The organism is Pseudonocardia sp. NPDC049154 (assembly GCF_040648315.1).
In the GTDB taxonomy this organism is placed as follows: Bacteria; Actinomycetota; Actinomycetes; order Mycobacteriales; family Pseudonocardiaceae; genus Pseudonocardia.
In genome coordinates, this window is sequence record NZ_JBEZDN010000002.1 from 139017 (window position 1) to 155832 (window position 16816).

General features: G+C 74.1%; 21 protein-coding genes, 1 pseudogene and 1 riboswitch. Of the genes and pseudogenes, 12 read left to right on the forward strand and 10 right to left on the reverse strand.

Annotation, left to right across the window (positions count from 1 at the left end; genetic code table 11):
• Positions 1-233: 233 nt before the first annotated feature.
• The 5 genes from AB0B41_RS02450 to AB0B41_RS02470 are packed head-to-tail and all read left to right on the forward strand — an operon-like array spanning position 234 to position 4444.
• The gene (locus tag AB0B41_RS02450) at positions 234-758 is read left to right on the forward strand and encodes a DUF4242 domain-containing protein (RefSeq protein WP_358198055.1); all 525 of its coding nucleotides are present in this window, start codon (positions 234-236) and stop codon (positions 756-758) included.
• Positions 755-1795: an acyl-CoA dehydrogenase family protein gene (locus AB0B41_RS02455; protein ID WP_358198057.1), complete on the forward strand. Its 1041-nt coding sequence runs from the start codon at positions 755-757 to the stop codon at positions 1793-1795. Before AB0B41_RS02450 ends, AB0B41_RS02455 begins: the two co-directional genes overlap by 4 nt.
• Positions 1771-2487 (forward strand): ABC transporter ATP-binding protein, encoded by a 717-nt coding sequence (locus tag AB0B41_RS02460; protein ID WP_358198059.1) that lies wholly within the window; start codon positions 1771-1773, stop codon positions 2485-2487. The genes AB0B41_RS02455 and AB0B41_RS02460 overlap by 25 nt, the downstream gene beginning before the upstream one ends.
• Positions 2484-3671 (forward strand): ABC transporter substrate-binding protein, encoded by a 1188-nt coding sequence (locus AB0B41_RS02465; RefSeq protein ID WP_358198061.1) that lies wholly within the window; start codon positions 2484-2486, stop codon positions 3669-3671. Before AB0B41_RS02460 ends, AB0B41_RS02465 begins: the two co-directional genes overlap by 4 nt.
• Positions 3668-4444 (forward strand): ABC transporter permease, encoded by a 777-nt coding sequence (locus AB0B41_RS02470; protein WP_358198062.1) that lies wholly within the window; start codon positions 3668-3670, stop codon positions 4442-4444. The genes AB0B41_RS02465 and AB0B41_RS02470 overlap by 4 nt, the downstream gene beginning before the upstream one ends.
• Before the next feature lie 69 nt (positions 4445-4513).
• Here the strand turns inward: AB0B41_RS02470 and AB0B41_RS02475 are convergent, their stop codons facing one another.
• Entirely contained in the window at positions 4514-5269 is a 756-nt protein-coding gene (locus AB0B41_RS02475) for a class I SAM-dependent methyltransferase (protein ID WP_358198064.1), read from the reverse strand.
• A gap of 211 nt (positions 5270-5480) precedes the next feature.
• Positions 5481-5571, forward strand: a riboswitch (SAM riboswitch).
• A 167-nt stretch (positions 5572-5738) separates the two neighbouring features.
• On the opposite strand from AB0B41_RS02475, the gene AB0B41_RS02480 reads away from it, so the two are divergent.
• The 7 genes from AB0B41_RS02480 to AB0B41_RS02510 all read left to right on the forward strand — a co-directional run bounded on the left by AB0B41_RS02480 (position 5739) and on the right by AB0B41_RS02510 (position 8560).
• A complete protein-coding gene (locus AB0B41_RS02480; protein WP_358198066.1) occupies positions 5739-5963 on the forward strand; it encodes a hypothetical protein in 225 nt (74 codons plus the stop codon).
• A 98-nt stretch (positions 5964-6061) separates the two neighbouring features.
• A complete protein-coding gene (locus AB0B41_RS02485; protein WP_358198068.1) occupies positions 6062-6190 on the forward strand; it encodes a hypothetical protein in 129 nt (42 codons plus the stop codon).
• Positions 6187-6303 (forward strand): hypothetical protein, encoded by a 117-nt coding sequence (locus AB0B41_RS02490; RefSeq protein WP_358198070.1) that lies wholly within the window; start codon positions 6187-6189, stop codon positions 6301-6303. Before AB0B41_RS02485 ends, AB0B41_RS02490 begins: the two co-directional genes overlap by 4 nt.
• Positions 6304-6460: 157 nt before the next feature.
• Positions 6461-6925, forward strand: a complete 465-nt coding sequence (locus AB0B41_RS02495; protein WP_358198072.1) for a 2OG-Fe(II) oxygenase family protein — start codon at positions 6461-6463, stop codon at positions 6923-6925.
• 38 nt (positions 6926-6963) lie between these two features.
• Positions 6964-7161: a hypothetical protein gene (locus AB0B41_RS02500; RefSeq protein ID WP_358198074.1), complete on the forward strand. Its 198-nt coding sequence runs from the start codon at positions 6964-6966 to the stop codon at positions 7159-7161.
• A 24-nt stretch (positions 7162-7185) separates the two neighbouring features.
• Positions 7186-7725: a hypothetical protein gene (locus tag AB0B41_RS02505; protein ID WP_358198076.1), complete on the forward strand. Its 540-nt coding sequence runs from the start codon at positions 7186-7188 to the stop codon at positions 7723-7725.
• Between the two features lie 10 nt (positions 7726-7735).
• On the forward strand, positions 7736-8560 hold the full coding sequence (locus AB0B41_RS02510) for an LLM class flavin-dependent oxidoreductase (RefSeq protein WP_358198078.1): 825 nt from the start codon (positions 7736-7738) through the stop codon (positions 8558-8560).
• A 160-nt stretch (positions 8561-8720) separates the two neighbouring features.
• Here the strand turns inward: AB0B41_RS02510 and AB0B41_RS02515 are convergent.
• The 9 genes and pseudogenes from AB0B41_RS02515 to AB0B41_RS02555 all read right to left on the reverse strand — a co-directional run.
• Positions 8721-8942 (reverse strand): annotated as a pseudogene (locus AB0B41_RS02515) (MFS transporter); the annotation flags it as partial.
• Positions 8939-9751 (reverse strand): hypothetical protein, encoded by an 813-nt coding sequence (locus AB0B41_RS02520; RefSeq protein ID WP_358198080.1) that lies wholly within the window; start codon positions 9749-9751, stop codon positions 8939-8941. The gene AB0B41_RS02520 and the pseudogene AB0B41_RS02515, both read right to left, overlap by 4 nt.
• Positions 9752-9839: 88 nt before the next feature.
• Positions 9840-10151, reverse strand: a complete 312-nt coding sequence (locus tag AB0B41_RS02525; protein WP_358198082.1) for a hypothetical protein — start codon at positions 10149-10151, stop codon at positions 9840-9842.
• The gene (locus AB0B41_RS02530; RefSeq protein WP_358198084.1) at positions 10037-11392 is read right to left on the reverse strand and encodes an FAD-binding protein; all 1356 of its coding nucleotides are present in this window, start codon (positions 11390-11392) and stop codon (positions 10037-10039) included. The genes AB0B41_RS02525 and AB0B41_RS02530 overlap by 115 nt, the downstream gene beginning before the upstream one ends.
• A 55-nt stretch (positions 11393-11447) precedes the next feature.
• Positions 11448-12797, reverse strand: coding sequence for an NtaA/DmoA family FMN-dependent monooxygenase (locus AB0B41_RS02535; RefSeq protein ID WP_358198086.1), 1350 nt, complete (start codon positions 12795-12797; stop codon positions 11448-11450).
• Complete coding sequence (locus AB0B41_RS02540; protein WP_358198088.1) at positions 12794-13693, reverse strand: ABC transporter permease; 900 nt, start codon at positions 13691-13693, stop codon at positions 12794-12796. Before AB0B41_RS02540 ends, AB0B41_RS02535 begins: the two co-directional genes overlap by 4 nt.
• Positions 13690-14502, reverse strand: coding sequence for an ABC transporter ATP-binding protein (locus tag AB0B41_RS02545; protein ID WP_358198090.1), 813 nt, complete (start codon positions 14500-14502; stop codon positions 13690-13692). The genes AB0B41_RS02540 and AB0B41_RS02545 overlap by 4 nt, the downstream gene beginning before the upstream one ends.
• Positions 14499-15557 (reverse strand): ABC transporter substrate-binding protein, encoded by a 1059-nt coding sequence (locus AB0B41_RS02550; protein WP_358198092.1) that lies wholly within the window; start codon positions 15555-15557, stop codon positions 14499-14501. Before AB0B41_RS02550 ends, AB0B41_RS02545 begins: the two co-directional genes overlap by 4 nt.
• 49 nt (positions 15558-15606) lie before the next feature.
• A complete protein-coding gene (locus tag AB0B41_RS02555) occupies positions 15607-16587 on the reverse strand; it encodes a TauD/TfdA family dioxygenase (RefSeq protein WP_358198094.1) in 981 nt (326 codons plus the stop codon).
• Positions 16588-16816: the final 229 nt, after the last annotated feature.

The following is a 16816-nucleotide window of genomic DNA, read 5'->3' on the forward strand; positions in this document are numbered from 1 at the left end:
GAGCAGCATAGACGTTCGCCTTGACAGACCGACTGGTCTATCCGTTACGGTGAGGCCGTGAGTTCCTTCGGCCTGGTGTCGCGCCGGCACGTCGACCTGCTCCGGGTCGTCGCCGCGGCATGTCCGGGCCGGCTCGCCCGTGCCGTCTGAGCCGTCTGCTCGACGCGCCCCCTCGTTTCCCGCTGCCCCGCCTGTCGCCGTGTCGGCGGCTCGTCCCTGCACGGAGGTCCGTCGTGCCGCTGTACCTGTACGAGTTCATCCCCGTCCGTACCGACCGCGAGGGTGCGAGCGCCGTGCTCGAGGAGATCGACAAGGCGGCTGCGGACGCCGCCGGCGAGCTGATCGAGTCCCAGGTCACGGGGAACCACGGGGTGGTGTTCGCCGTCGTCGAGGCCGAGCGGGCCCCGGGGCCGGCCTTCGCGGACCTGAGGTCGGCCGCGAGGGTCACGGGCCCCGACGAGGTGCGGTTGGTCGGCGCCGATCTCGCCCAGCTCAAGGCCGCGCGTCCGGCGGCAGGCTACCTCGTCGAGTGGGACCTGCCGGCGGAGCTGGACATGGACACTTACCTGGCGCGGAAGAAGGAGAAGGCGCCGCGCTACGCCGACGTGCCGGAGGTCAGTTTCCTGCGCACCTACGTCCGCGAGGACATGGCGAAGTGTCTGTGCTTCTACGACGCGGACTCCGAGGACACGGTCCGCCGCAGCCGCGCCGCCGTGGACACCCCGATCGACCGGCTGCACACCTTGGACCCGCGGTGACCGCTGTGGTGCCACAGACCCCTGCGTCGCCTCTCGACGAGGTCCGGGCCTGGTTCGCCGACCGTGCCTCCGGCGTCGACGACGGCGGCGAGGACGTCCGCGCGGGGCTCGCGTGGCTGGGTGCCGCCGACCTGATCGCACCGGACGGTTCCGGCCTGCCGCAGGCGGTCACGCTGGTGGAGGCCGTGGCGGGGGAGTGCCTGAGCTCGGCGTTCTCGTTGTGGGCCCAGCGGATCGTGGTCGAGTACCTGTCCCGTGGGGCCGGCGAGCACGCGGACGTCCTCGTCGGGCTCCGTACCGGCGAGCGCGTCGGCGCCACCGCCATGGCGCCGGCGCTGCGGGACCTGGCGGGTCTCGAACCGGTGCCGGTCCGGGCCACCCCGGACGGGGAGGGGCTGCGGCTCGACGGGCCGATCCGGTGGGCGTCGAACCTCTTCCCCGGGGCTGCGGTGGTACTGCCGGTGCGGGTCGGGGAGAGCGGCCGTGCCGTGGTGCGGATCGACACCGACCGCGCCGGCGTGCAGGTGGCGGTCCGGCCGGAGCTGTTGGCGCTCAACGGGACCGCGTCCTCCTCGGTGACGCTCGACGAGGTCCGGGTGGAGCCGCACGAGATCCTCGCGCGCGATCTCGCCGGTTTCGTCGGCCCGGTGCGCCCGGCGTTCCTGCTGATCCAGGCCGCATTCTGCTCCGGCCTGGCGCGGCGTTCCGCGCAGGAGGCCGAGCGCGCGGCGACCGGCGCGAACGCCGAGCTCGCGCCCGACGCCGCGGCGGCCGTGGGAAGGGCCGTCGCGCTCCACGAGCGGCTCCACGCGGCCGCAGCCGCGCCGCACGCCCTCGCCCCTGCCGATCTGCTGCGACTGCGGCTGGACGCCGCCCGCACCGCCACCGACGCCACACGCGTCGAGGCCGCCGCCCGGGGCGGTGCGGGCTACCTGGTCGGCAGTCCGGTCGCCCGCAGGCTGCGCGAGGGCGCGTTCCTGCCGATCCAGTCCCCGACGGAAGGACACCTGCGGTGGGAACTCTCGCGCTGCGCCTGACCGGGGGCGTGAAGGACTACGGCGGGCGACCGGTACTCGACGGCCTCGATCTCGAGGTCAGCCTGGGCGACCGGCTGGCCGTCCTCGGCCCGAGCGGAAGTGGGAAGTCGACCCTGCTGCGGGTGCTGGCCGACCTCGAACCTCTCGATGCGGGCACTGTGGAGCACGGCGCGACGTGTGCCACGGTGTTCCAGCAGCCGCTGCTGCTGCCCTGGCTCGACGTCGAGGCCAACATCCGGCTCGGCGGTCGTTTCAAGGCCAACCGCGGCCGCTACGGCGACGCCCGCGCGACCGAGCTCACCGAGCTGTTCGGGCTCGCCGACCTGGCCCGGTCCCGGCCGGCCCAGCTGTCCGGCGGGCAGGCGCAGCGGGTCGCGATCGCTCGTGCGATGGCCGTGGACGCGGACGTCCTGCTGCTCGACGAACCCTTCTCCGCACTGGACCCCGCCACCCGCCGCGACCTGCAGACGTGGTTGCGCGACACCGCGGACCGGCTCCGCCTGACCCTGGTACTGGTCACCCACGACGTCGACGAGGCCCTCTACCTGGGCACCACGATCGTCGCCCTGGACGGGGCGGGCGGTGTGGGCGCGCGGTGGGCCAACCCGGAACCCGGGGAGCACGACGCGGCCCACCCGCTGCGGGCCGAGCTGGTCGCCGGGTACCGCTCCCAGCTCGCAGGCGCCCCGTGATCGACCGGAGAACCCTGCTGCGCGGCGCGACCGGTCTCGGCGCGGCCGCGGTCGTCGGCGGCGGTCTGCCCGGCGTCGTGGACCTGGTGACCGGCAGCCGTCCGACGGGCCGGGCCAGCGCACCGGTCGCGGCCGGCGGCGCGCTGCGGGTCGGTTACCTGCCCATCACCGACGCGTCCCCGCTGCTCGTGGCGCACGCCCAGCAGCGGTTCACCGGTGTGCAGGCGATGCGGCCCGTGCTGTTCCGCAGCTGGGAGTCGCTGGCGCAGGCCTTCGTGGCCGACGAGGTCGACGTCGTCCACCTGCTGATGCCTTTCGCCGTCCAGCTGCGCTGGGCGCTCGGTGCGCGGGTGCGGATGGTCGCGTGGAACCACACCAACGGTTCCGCTCTGACCGTCGGCCCCGGGATCGGCGAGATCGGCGACCTGGCCGGGCGCCGGGTCGCGATCCCGTTCTGGTGGTCGATCCACAACGTGATGCTCCAACGGATCCTGCGGGGGGCGGGCCTGCGGGCGGTGGTGCGCGAGGACCCGTCGGCCGAGGCCGGGACGGTGCAGCTCGTGGTGATGAGCCCCGCCGACATGCTTCCCGCGCTGAGCACCGGCGCGGTCTCCGGCTACATCGTGGCGGACCCGTTCAACGCCGCCGCGGAGATCCGCAAGGTCGGGCGGATCGCCCGGTTCGTCGGCGACGCCTGGCGCGACCACGCGTGCTGCGTCGTCATGGTCCGCCAGGACCTGATCGACGAGGCGCCGGAGGCAGTGCAGGCCGTGACGGACGGCGTGACTTCCGCCCAGCAGTGGATCGGCGCGCACCGCAAGGACACCGCCGGCCTGCTGTCCGCCGACCGCTACCTGCCCCAGCCGCTGCCCGCGATCACCCGCGCGCTGACCTACCCGCAGGCCGACCACGCCGCGACGCTGCGGCACCCGGACTGGGCGGGGGAGCGGATCGGGTTCGCCCCGTACCCCTTCCCCTCCTACACCGAGGCGCTGGTCGGGGCCATGCGCGAGACCGTCGTCGACGGCGACCGCGGCTTTCTCGACCGGATCGACGCGGCCACGGCGCACGCCGAGCTGACCGACGAGCGCTTCGTGCGCCGCAGCATCGACGCCCTCGGCGGGCCCCCCGCGTTCGGCCTGCCGCCCTCGCTCACCCGGACCGAAGAGGTGTCTCCGGTATGACCTTGCTCTCGACCCGTCCGGCCCCCGAGCAGCGCACGCCCCCGCGGTTCGCGGTCCCGCTCGCCGGGGTCGTGGTCGCGGTCGTGCTGTGGTGGTTCGTCACCACCGTGCTCGTCGCCCCGCCGAACCTGCTCGCGGCGTTCGCGCCGCAACGGTCACTGCCCGCCCTGGTCGACCTGGCCACGAGCGGTGTCCTGCTCGACGACGTGCTCACCAGCCTGCGCCGGCTGCTCGGAGGCCTGCTCGTCGCCGCGGTCCTCGGCGTCGCCGTCGGGCTCGCGGTGGGGTCGTCCACCAGGGTCGACGAGGCCACCCGCCCGGTCTTCCAGTTCCTCCGGATGATCTCGCCCTTGTCCTGGGCCCCGGTCGCGATCGGGGTGTTCGGGATCGGGCACCGGCCCGTCGTGTTCCTGGTCGCGGCGGCCGCGGTGTGGCCGGTGGTGCTCAACACCGTCGCCGGCGTGCGGTCGGTCGACCCGGGCCACGTCCTCGCCGTGCGCTCGCTCGGCGCGACCCGCGGTGAGGTGCTCACCACCGTCGTGCTGCCGACCGTGCGCCCGCACCTGCTCACCGGGCTGCGGCTCGCCCTCGGCCTCGCCTGGGTCGTCCTGGTGCCCGCGGAGATGCTCGGCGTCACCTCCGGGCTCGGCTACGAGATCCTCAACTCCCGCGACCAGCTCGCGTACGACAAGGTCATGGCCGTCATCCTGGTCATCGGTGTGCTGGGTTACCTGCTCGACACCCTGGCCCGGCGGCTGCTGCGGTCGGCCTGAGACGGGGAGCGCTGCCGGCGACGCGGAGCCTGCGATGCGTCACGACGCTGGTCGCGGGGGTCGTGCCGGTCACGTCGGAATCGTTCGGCCGGGCGGCTTGCGCCAGACCGACACGTGGCCCTCGCTGTCGGAGGTGAAGGGGGTGCGGTCCCAGTCCGCGAACCGTTCCTCCAGGTCGAGCCCGGCCAGGCGGGCCATGAGGTCGCACTCCGACGGCCAGATGTAGCGGAAGTTCCCGGCGCGGTAGGTCACCGTCCCGTCGGCGTCGCGCCGGTAGTGGTGCGAGACGGTGTGCTGACCGACGAGGTCGTAGGTGTCGACGCCGACATGCCCGTCGCCGACGTCGAAGGGGACCGCCAGCTGGCCCGGTGGCAGTCGGCGCAGCGGGGGCACCCACAGTTCGACGACGAACCGCCCGCCCGGGCCGAGGTGCCGGGCGGCGTTGCGGAAGCAGGTCACCTGCTCGTCCTGCGTGCACAGGTTGGCGATGCTGTTCCAGACCAGGTAGACGAGCGAGAACCACCCCGGGACGGTGGTCGTGGCCATGTCCCCGACGACGACCGGCAGCGTCTCGGCGTCCACCTTGCCGCGCAGCCGGGTCAGCATCGGTTCCGAGAGCTCGATGCCGGTGACGGGCACGCCGCGGGCGGCGAGCGGGATCGCGACGCGCCCGGTCCCGACGGCGAACTCCAGGGCGGGTCCGGGCCCGGCGAGGCGGGCCAGGAACGCGACGGCGGGGTGGAGCACCTCCGGGGCGAACCTGTCGGCGTTGACCTCGTCGTAGCGCTCCGCAGTCGCAACGTCCCACACATCGCTCGTCGGCACACCGAACAGCGTCGCCGCCCGGTGGCGGGGTGTCGATCGAGTTCCTCCCGGCCGCCGATCATGGTCGGAGGACACCGCCCCGCGGTGCCGCCAGGTGGACGGCGGAGCGGGATGTCCGGACGTTTCGCCTGTTCAGTGGGGGTGTGGTGGCCGTGGCACCTGCACGTTCACGCGCTTGACAATCGGAACGGGTGACGGGTTGAGTGCAGGTTGTCCATCCTGAGCGGCCGAGAGACCCGGCTCGACGACGCCGCAGCAACCGCACCGAACGGTGCCGGTGCTTCCGCCGGGAGGGATGGGGGAGCCGTGCGCACGAGGAGCCAGGAGATCTGGTCCCGGCGCCGGCACGTCGACTTCTGCCGCACCGAGGCCGCCCTTTGTCGGTGACGACCACCGCGCCCGCCCGCCGGCGACCGCCGGCCGCGGACGCCCCGTCGTCCCCGATCCTGCGTCCTCCCGGAGCACAGCCATGTCCGTACCCGTTCCTCCCGATCCCACCGATCCGACCGAGCCGGCGGCCCTCGACCGTCGTCCCGACCTCGGCGACCGACTGCTCGCGTCGCTCGAGGCGCTGGTCGAGCAGCACCGCCGGCGCGCCACCGGCGACGCCACCGCCGACGGGGAACTGATCGCGGCCGAGGCGGCCCACCGGCTCGCGGTGGCGCGCACCGCCCCGTCGCGCACGCCGGGCTGACGGCGCACCAGGACCCGCAGGACCGACGTAGTCGCCTCCGACGGCCGCCGCCCCGACCGGTGGCGGCCGTCGGCGGCCCGGACCAGCCGAGGGACCGGATGACCGGACCCGCCGTCGACACGCTGCCCGTGGTCGACCTCTCCCGCTTCCGCGCCGAACCGGAGGAGCGCGCCCGCTCCGGGCCGAACTGCGCGCCGCCGCCCGCGAGGTCGGCTTCTCCTACGTGACCGGGCACGGTGTCCCCGCCGAGGTGACGGGCGGCATCGACACGTTGGCCCGGCGTTTTTTCGCGCTGCCCGTGGAGCAGCGGCTGGAGATCGAGAACGTCCACTCGCCCTAGTTCCGCGGCTACACCCGCACCGGTACCGAGCACACCAGCGGCACCGCGGACTGGCGCGAGCAGATCGACGTCGGGCCCGAGCGCCGGTGGAGCAGCGGCCGGGGGACCCGGACTGGGTGCGGCTGATCGGGCCGAACCAGTGGCCCACGGCGCTGCCGTGGGGCGCCCGGACCCGGACTCCGACCAGGGCGTCGGCGTGCACAAGGACTACGGCTACCTCGCCCTCCTGCAGCAGGACGAGGTGGGCGGGCTGCAGGTCGAAGGTCCGGACGGGCGGTGGATCGACGCCACCCCGATCCCCGGCACGTTCGTGGTCAACATCGGCGAGATGCTGGAGATCGCGACGCAGGGCTACCTGACAGCGACCCGGCACCGGGTGGTCAGCCCACCGGTGGGGGTGGACCGGTTCTCGGTGCCGTTCTTCCTCGGCCCGCGGCTGGACGCCGTCGTCGAGCCGCTGGAGCTGCCCGCCGAGCTGGCCGCGCAGGTCCGCGGGGTGAGCGAGGACCCGGACAACCCCCTGCACGCGCAGTTCGGGGAGAACGCCGTGGTGGGCTGGCTCCGTTCGCACCCGCGGGTGGCCGAGAAGTACTGGTCGGACGTGCGGGCGAGGCGGGCGTGACGTCCGGAAGGACGTCGTCTGGTAGATCGGCACGGCACGTGGTCCACGCGGAGCCGTTCCACGTCTCGAACCAGCTCTCCAGCCTCGACCACGGCTCGCGGGGCCGGGCCGGCTGGCTGCTGGGCACGGAGGCGACCGCCGCCCGCGCCGCGGCGCACGGCGTGCGGCACCAGGCCGATCCGTCGGTGCTCGCCGCGGAGGCGGCCGACGTCGTCGACGCCGCCCGGCGGCTCTGAGACTCCTGGCAGGACGACGCGATCGTGGCCGACGAGGCCACCGGCCGCTTCCTCGACGCCGACCGGGTGCACCACGTCGACTTCCGGGAGCGCACCTTCGGCATCCGGGGCCCGGCGCTGGTCCCCAGGCCCCCACAGGGCCAGGTCGTCGTGCTCGCCCCGGTGGGGACGCTCCCACCGGACCTGGTCGACGTCGAGACGGTCGCCGCGCCGACCGCGGACGCCGTGGTCGCCGCCGCGTCACGTGCCCGGGCGCCCCGGGTGCTCGCCGAGGTCGAGGTCGCGTTCGACGCCGGCCTCGTCGCCACCCTGGACGCGCGCACGCGGTGGCGGCCGGGCGCCCGGTTGCGGCACGTCGGCCCGGCCGCGGACCTCGTCGCGCTGCTGCGTCGGATCACCCCGCACGTCGACGCCGTCCGGCTGCTTCCCGCGGTGCTCGACCGCGACCTCCCCGTCCTCGCCGCCGGGGTCCTCCCGGCCCTCGACCTCCGCCGCCCCGCACCCGGACGCACCCTGCGCGACCTGCTGGACCTGCCGCGTCCCGCCGGCCGCTACGCCTCCTGAGAGGAGCTCCATGGCCGCTCCGCACCACGCCCGCCCGGACGCCCGTCTCCACCTCGCCGGCTTCTTCGGCTTCGGCCCGGCCTACGTCTGGTCCGAGGCCGAGCGCAACGACGTGTACTACGACTTCGCCGCCTGGCGCCGGCTCGCGCAGACCGCCGAGCGCGGTCTGTTCAGCACCCTGTTCCTCGGCGACAGCCAGCGACTGCGCGAGCACCTGGGGCGGATCACCGACCATTCGGTGACCGGTCGCCCCGACCAGCTGGTGCTCTTCGCGCACCTCGCCGCCGTGACCGAGCGGATCGGCCTGGTCGCGACCCTCAACACGACGTTCACCGATCCCGTGGACCTCGCCCGCCGGCTCGCGACCGTGGACGTGCTGAGCGGGGGACGGGCCGGCTGGAACGTCGTGACCACCGACAACGACTGGACCGGCGAGAACTTCCGGCGCGGCGGCGAGGTCGGGCACAGCGACCGCTACCGCAACGCCGAGGAGCATCTCGGGACGGTCGAGGCGCTGTGGGCCGCCTGGCCGGAGGGCGCGGTGCCCGGCTCCGACGCGTGGTCCGTGCCCGGTGCGCTGAGCCCGGTGGTCCGCGGCGCACGCCGGGCGTGGCCGCAGCTCCCGCCCAGCCCGCAGGGCCAGCCGGTCCTGTTCCAGGCGGGGAGTCCGCGGAGGGCCGCGACTTCGCCGCCCGGCACGCCGAGGGGATCTTCTCGCGGTACCTGCAGTTCGAGGCGGCCCCGGCGGTCGGGCGCCCGCAGGGCCGTGGGCCCGCCGCTGCCGCACGAGCCGCCGCCCGTCGTCCCCCAGACCGAGCGGCGCGCCGGATGCTGACGCGACGATCTCCCGCCGAGGGTGGGGGTTGGCCGTGCCCGCGCCGATCCCCTGCAGCAGCCTGGCCAGGATCAGGACCCAGGGCGCGGTCGCGAGCGCGCCGACCAGGCTGGCCGCGCTGAACAGGGCAAGCCCGCCGACGAGCAGGCGGCCGCGCCCGGTAGGCGTCGCCGAGCCGGCCCGCGGGGATCAGCGCCAGGCCGAAGGTCAGCGAGTAGATCGCCAGGACCCACTGGATCTCGCTGCCGGTCGCGCCCAGGTCGGCCCGCAGCGCGGGGACGGCGACGGTGAGGATCGCCTGGTCGATCAGCGTGGTGAACCCGGTGGCGAGGCAGACCGCCAGAACCGTGGGGGGACGTGCGGCCGAGGGGGCCGCGGTCATGCGGGGACCGCGCGGTGCCGGCGCGCGACCGCGGGCCGCAACCCCAGGTTCTCCCGCAGCGTCGTGCCCTCGTACTCCGTGCGGTAGACGCCGCGGTCCTGCAGGGCGGGGACCAGCCGGTCGACGACCTCGTCGAAGCCGCCGGGCACCGAGTTCGCCTGCAGGTTCAGCCCGTCGATCGCCCCGGCGCGGACGTACCGGGCCAGCTCGTCGGCCACCGCCGACGGGGTGCCCACGAACTCCACGGTGTCGTTGAGGTGCAGCACCAGCTCCCGCATCGTGAACCCGCGCTGCGCGGCCAGCTCCCGCCACGCCGCCGCGGTGCGCAGCGGCCGGTCGCTGGTGTTGACGACGCCGTGGGTGATCGTCTGCGTCGCGACGACCGGGTCGTGGGCCGGGAGGGGCTCGTCGACCGGGTGGTCGGACAGGTCGTGCCCCCAGATCGCCTCGACGACCGACCGCACTCGGCGGTCGCTCCAGGTCTTGTCCCGGAACCAGCGCGCCTTGTCCCGCGCCTCGCCCTCGCTGTCGCCGAGGATGATCCGCGTGGCCGGGAAGATCCGCAGGTCGTCCTCGAGCCGGCCGGCCCGGACCAGTCGTCGTCGGAGATCGGTGGCGAACTCGAGGGCGCCCCGGCCCCAGCCGAGCGCGGCCCGGTAACCGCCGAGCAGCCCGTCGGCGACGAGGTCCGCCTCGGCCGGGCGGCCGCCGGGCGTCGTGCCGGCGGCGACGAACAACGCGTCGACCGGGCAGTAGGCCTCGCACAGGCAGCAGGTCTGGCAGTCGGCCTGCCGCGCGATCCTCGGCACACGTCCGGTCCGGTGTCGAACACGCGCGTGGGGCAGACCTCCACCCACCGGCCGCACGCGATGCAGCGCTCCGCCGAGACCAGCTCGATCACGCGCCCACCGCCAGGGGTTCCGGACCCGCCGCCGCGCCGAGCGGCTCCGGCTCCACCGAGACGGTGTCCAACCCCCACACCCGCAGCCGGTGGTGCTGGGCGGGGTCGGCATCGGGGAAGTCGGCCCGCTTGTGCATGCCGCGCGACTCGGTCCGGGCGAGGGCCGCGGTGTACATCCAGCGCGCGTGCGCGGTCATCGCGGCGGCCTCGCGCGCCCGCAGCACGGCGGTCGCGGAGGGGTCGGCCGGGCGCAGTCCCTCCCGGACGGCTCGCCAGACGTCGTCGACGGCGTCGAGCGCCGCCCGCATCCCGTGCCCGGTCCGGAGCAGGTTCTTGTCGTACGGCAGCACCTCGTCCTGCACCGTAGGACGACCTCGGCCTGGTCGGGACCGGTGCCGCCGCGCTCGGGCCGCAGCCCGACCCCACCTGCGGGGCGCAGGCCCCAGGGGGAGCCCGGGCGCCCCGCGGCGAAGCGGGCCGCGCCCGCACCGGCCCAGCTGCCGGACGACATCGCCCAGGCGGCGTTGTGGCTGCCGCCCCCGGTGAACCCGCCGCAGATCAGCTCCCGGGTCGCGGTATCGCCGGCGACGAACAGGCCGGGGACCCCGGTGCCGCAGTCGCCGTCGCGCACGTGCACGCCGCCGGTGCCGCGGACGGTGCCCTCCAGGAGGAGGGTGATCGGGAACGGGTCGACGAAGGGGTCGATCCCGAGGCGGTCGAAGGGGAGGAAGAAGTTGGGCTGCCCGAGCCGCATCGCGGCGCGCACCTGCGCGTCTGCGCGGTCGAGGACGCAGTGGACGGGCTCGTCGAGCAGCGCCCGGGCGATGACCGACCGGCCCTTCGTGCTCCCCGCACCCTCGAGGACGCTGCCGTCGGACCGGTAGAAGCTGGCGTAGGAGTAGTACGCGGTCTTGGTGAGCGAGGTGCCGAGCGGAGCGAGGGCGTAGGCGTTGGAGAACTCCATCCCGGAGAGCTGCGCCCCGGCCTCCGCGGCGAGCAGGGCCCCGTCGCCGGTGTTCGGGTGGCAGCCCAGGGTGCCCGAGCGGAACGCGCAGCCGCCCGCGGCGAGGACGACCGCGCGGGCCCGGACCCGGTAGCCGGCGTCCTCGCCGTCCCGGAGCCGCACCCCGGCGGCGCCGGACACCACGCCGGACCGGTCGACGAGCAGCTCCGTGACCGGGCTGTGGTCGAGGATCCGGACGCCGGCCCGCAGCACGCGGGTCCGCATGCGCCGCATGTACTCCGGTCCCTGCACCCCGGTCCGGATCTGCCGGCCGTCGGCGTCGACGGGGAAGGGGTAGCGCCCGGCCGTCGCGAGCTCCCCGACCAGTTCCCAGGTGCGGTCGAGGACGCGGTCCATCCAGCCGTGGTCGGCGAGGTGCCCGCCCAGCGCCTCCCGGCTCGCCTTCGCCCGCGCCCGCGCCTCCGGTTCCGGCGGGACGTACCAGATCCCGGTGCCGGCGGCCGCGGTCGCGCCGCTGGTGCCGCAGTACCCCTTGTCCGCCAGGGTGACGTGGCCCCGGCCTGCGCGGCCTTCAGCGCGGCCCACGTGCCGGCGGGGCCGCCGCCGATCACGAGCACGTCGGCGTCGGTCGGTCGGATGGTCACGGAGCTCCTCCTGCGGTGGAGGTGGTCGGGCGGGTGACGAAGACGGGGCTGGCGCGGCCGAGCACGGCGGCGCCCGCCGCCGAGGCGCCCCGAGGGCGCGGCCGGCCGTCGTTCACGCCCCCGCCGCGAGCGACACGCCCGGCTCCTCGGCGAACCTGCTGCGCGGCAGGCCCAGCCCGACCGCGGAACCACTCCTCGATCGTGTCCGCCACCTGCTCCGCGGTGCCGGTGAAGACCCGGTGCCCGCGGGCCCCCGCCAGCCGGTGCAGCAGCCGCCGCACCGTCGGCCGTTCTCGCTTCACGATCCCGGCGACCACCTGCAGGCGGCTGCGGCCGTTGTCGGTGACGTCGCCGGCGTCGTGGAACAGCTCCGGGGGGACCGGCCCGTCGAGGGCGCTCTCGGTCAGCCGGACGCCGGTGAGCTGCTCGAGCTGGCGCAGCCCGTACTCGGGCACGGTGAGCTCGTTGAACTCGCGCTCCAGGGCGTGCGCCGCCTCCTCGGTGTCCCCGATGAACGGGCTGATCCCGGGCAGGATCACCACCTCGTCCGGGGCCCGGCCGAACCGGCGGGCCGTGTCCTTGATGTCGGCGTAGAAGGCCTGGCCGTCGGAGAGCCGCTGGTGCGCGGTGAAGATCGCCTCCGCGAACCGCCCGGCGAACGCGCGGCCCTCGTTGGAGGCCCCGGCCTGGACCAGCACCGGGCGACCCTGCGGGGAGCGCGGGACGTTGAGCGGGCCCTGCACCCGGAACCGCGGGCCGACGTGGTCGGCCCGGTGGATCCGGTCCGGGTCGGTGTAGCGGCCGCCGGCCCGGTCGAGCAGGATCGCGTCCGGTTCCCAGCTGTCCCACAGCTTGGTCACGACGTCGAGGAACTCGGTCGCCCGGGCGTAGCGGTCCGCCGGGTCGGGATGGGCGTCGAGGCCGTAGTTGGCCGCGGCGAGGTCCGCGGCGGTGGTGACGATGTTCCAGCCGGCGCGACCCTTGCTCAGCTGGTCGACGGAGGCGAACAGCCTGGCGAGGTTGTACGGCTCGTAATAGGTGGTCGACGCCGTGGCGATCAGCCCGATCCGGCTCGTCGCCGCCGCGATGGAGGCCAGCAGGGTGATCGGTTCCAGGCCGCTGACGGCGTTGTGCGCCACGTTCGGCCCCAGGGCGGGGATGTCGGCGAAGAACACCGCGTCGAACGCCGCCGCCTCGGCCGTGCGGGCGATCTGGTGGAAGTAGTCGGCGTCGAGGATGCGTTCGGGCTGCGACGACGGGTGGCGCCAGGCCGCCTCGTGGTGTCCGGCCGGGTGGATGAAGGCGTTGAGGTGCAACTGCCGGTGGAGCTGTCGCTCGGGGCTCATCCGTTCCTCCAGCGGGACAGCCGGCGCTCGACCCGCACGAGTCCGTAGTTGAAGGCCACGCCGATCACCGAGACGGTCACGATGCCGGCGTACATCTCGGGGATCTGGAAGTTGAACTGGGTGTTGTTGATCAGATAGCCGAGGCCGGACTTGGCGCCCACCATCTCGGCGGCGATCAGCATCAGGATCGACACCGCGCCGGCCAGCCGGACGCCGGTGAAGATCGTCGGCAGGGCGGCGGGCAGGATCACCTTCTGGAACAGCCGCACGCTGGGCAGGCCGACCGACCGGGCCGACTTGATCAGCAGCGGATCCACCCCGCGGACACCGCCGATCGTGTTGAGCAGGATCGGCCACACGCAGGCGAAGAGGATCAGGGCGATCTTCGACGTCTCGCCGATCCCCAGGATCAGCGTGAACACCGGCAGCAGCGCGAGCGCCGCGGTGTTGCGGAAGATCTCGAGGAGCGGGTCGAGGACGTCGGCGACGGGGCGGTACCAGGCGATCAGCAGGCCGAGCGGGACCGCCACCGCGATCGCGAGGAGGAAGCCGGTGAGCGAGCGCTGCAGGCTCACCACGACGTGCTCGGTGAGCTGCCCGCTCGCGGCGAGCTCCACCCAGCTCTGCAGGACCCGCGAGAAGGGGGGCAGCCACGTCGGGTCGACGAGGCCGACCAGCGGGACGACCTCCCACAGGGCGAGGAAGGCCACGACGGCGACGCTGCGCCGGGAGGCCCTGGACAGCAGCGTCGCGGGACGGCGGGTCCGCCGGCCGGGAGCCGGGCGCCGGGCGGCCGGCACCCCGCCGGGAGCGGGTGGGGTGGCCGCGGCGACGGGAGGCCGAGCGGCCCCGGTGATCTCGGTGGTTTCGGTGATCTCGGTCGTCTCGGTGGTCATCGGGCTCCCGCCTCCTCCAGCTCGCCGGCCCGGCGGACCTCGGAGTGCAGGAGCTCCCAGATCTGCCGGCGGTACCGCGTGAACCCCGGCTCGGAGCGCAGGTCCGAGTCCGGGTCCTCGGGCCGCTCGAGGTCGATCCGGACGACGTCCTTGATCCGGCCGGGCCGCGACGTCATGACGGCCACGCGCTGGCCGAGGTAGACCGCCTCGTCGATGCCGTGGGTGATGAACACGATCGTGGTGCCGGTCCGGCGCCAGATGCGCAGCAGCTCGTCCTGCAGCGACTCGCGGGTCTGCGCGTCGAGCGCGGCGTACGGCTCGTCCATCAGCAGCACCTCGGGCTCGTAGGCGAGGCTGCGGGCGATCGCGACGCGCTGCTTCATCCCGCCGGAGAGCTCGTGCGGGTAGCGCTGCTCGAACCCGGTCAGCCCCACGAGGGCGAGGGCCTCCCTGGCGACCCGGGTCCGCTCGCGGCGGCCCAGGCCCGCGGCCTCGAGGGTGAACTCCACGTTCGCCAGCGCGGTGCGCCACGGGAACAGGGCGTACTGCTGGAACACGACGCCGCGGTCCAGCCCGGGCCCGGTGACCGGGCGGCCGTCGAGCAGGACCTCGCCGCCGGATACCGTGCTCAGCCCCGCGACCAGGTCGAGCAGGCTGGACTTGCCGCATCCGCTGGGCCCGACGAGCGCGAGGAACTCCCCGGGGGCCACGTCGAGGGTGACGCCGTCGAGCGCGGTGAACGGGGCGTCCCCACCGCGGCCGGGGAAGGTCTTCGTCACCTCGCGCAGGCTGATCTTGGGTGTGGTCATCGCGCCGCCACCTCCGGGGATCCCGCTGCGGCGGGGCCGCCGGGCCGGTACGGGTTGAACTCGTTCGTGTAGAGCTTCGGGACGTCCACGTCGGGCACCCCGGTGTACTGCAGCCAGTCCGACCACCGCGTGAAGTCGGTGTCGGCGATGACGGTCGACGGGATGCCCGTGCTCTTCCAGTACTTCAGGTTCGCGGTGCTCTCGTTGCGGCCGCGCTTGTCGATGATCGCGGTGAACCGGGCGATCACCTCTTCGCGCGGCGTGGTGCGGGCCCACTCGATCGCCCGGGCGATGCCGCTCACCAGGATCTCGGTCGTCCGCGGGTTCTCCTCGATGAAGTCGTTGCGCAGGACGTACTGACCGCCGCTGAACGACCCGAAGAGGCCCGAGTCGGTGAACAGCGGCCGCAGCCCGCCGACCTCCAGTGCGTGGTCCTGGAGCACACCGCTCAGCGCGCCGACGTCGAGCTGGCCGCGGCGCAGGGACTCCTCCGTGTTGAGCGGCGGTAGCACCACGAGCTGGACCTGCGCGATCTCGTCGGGGGTCAGCCCGCCCTGCTTCAGGTAGGCGTTGATCACGGCCTCGGCCTGCCCGCCGAGCGTGTTGACGCCGATCTTCTTGCCGATCAGGTCCCGCGCCGTGCGGATCGGGCTGTCGGCGGGCACGTAGTACCCGCCGAACGTCTTGTCGTCGGAGCCGTAGTAGTTGACCACCGCGGTGACCGGGGCGCCCGAGGTGATCAGCTTGGCGACGGCGCCGGCGAACGCACCGCCGAAGTCGACCTGCCCGGTCGCGGCGGACTGGATGTCCTGCGGGCCCGAGATGGTGTTGCCCACCCAGTTCAGCTTGATGTCGCCCAGGTAGCCGAGGTCTGCGGCCAGCTCCGGGAAGGTGACCTGGTTGGCCCAGCCCTGGTAGGAGATCTCGAGCTTCTCCGGACCGTCACCGGCCGCGGTGTCCTGCCCGCCGGAGCCGGCGCAGCCGGAGGCGAGGAGAAGGGCCGAGACCAGCGCCGCGATCAACGCCGGTATCCGGCCGCCGCTTCGACTTCGCATGCTCACGCAACGTCCTTCGTCATGGGGAGGGGAGAGGGGACGTGCGGGCTCAGCCCGCGACGACGACCTCGGCGGGGGTGGCAGTGAACGGCCGGCCGGCGATGAGGGTGGACTCCCGCCCGTCCGGGCCGACCGGCACGTCGCCCACGAGCGTGACGCGGTGCAGGGTGCGCCGGACGTCGAGATGGTCCAGATCGGACGGGGCGAGGTGGGCGGTCGCGCGGTTGTCCCAGAAGGCAACACTGCCGGGCGCCCAGCGGAACCGCACGGTGTACTCGGGCCGCGCCAGCTCCGCGTAGAGCAGGTCGAGCAGAGCCCGGCTCTCCCGCGGGGACAGCCCGACGACGTGGCTCGTGAACCCGGGGTTGACGAACAGTCCGCGCTCGCCGGTCACCGGGTGCACCCGGACGACCGGGTGCTCGGCGACGAGCAGGTTGTCCTCGACGCGCTGCCGGTAGCGCTCGTTGCGCGGGCCCTCCTCGCCGCCGAAGCGGTGCACGGCCCGCAGGGTGGACACGAACTCGCGCAGCGGCTCCGACAGGCCCTCGTACGCGGCGACGAGATTGGTCCAGGTGGTGTCGCCGCCGAACTCCGGCACCGTCTCGGCGCGCAGGATCGACGCGGCCGGCGGGTTGACCGTGGCCGTGACGTCGGTGTGCCAGCCCGCGTAGTAGCTGTAGCGGCGGCGCTGCTCGGCGCGGTAGTCCTCGCCGTAGCGCGCGGCGTACTCGTCGGGGTCGATCGTGAGGATCTCGGGCGCTCCGGTCGGTGCCTGGTCCTCGTGGGGGTGGGCGTGGGTGAGCTCGCCGAACTGCCGTCCGAAGGCGACCTGCGCGGCGTGGTCGAGCTGCTGGTCGCGGAAGAACAGCACCTTGTGCCGGTTCAGGGCCTCGGTGAGAGCGCGGACGGTGGCCTCGTCGAGCGGCCGCGCGAGGTCGATGCCGGTGACGTCGGCGCCGATGTGGCCGGCGACCCGATGCACCGCGAGATCGGCGCCGGTACCGGAGATCGGGCTGTCGAGGACGGACATGACGGCTCCTTGGGGGTAGCGAGGGGCACCCGGATCCGTGCCCGGAAAAGGGCGCGGAAGGACCCGGGAAAAGGGAGTGGGAAAGAGTCGCCCGCCTCGTCGCAGGCTGGGGGAGAGCTAGCGGCAGCAGCAACGACAGCGGCCCGTGCGGGCGCTGTACCGGCCGGCGGTGCTCATGCAATCCATCCTGGTTCGCGTTTCGCGGCGTGTCAATTTTGCGATTCCTGGA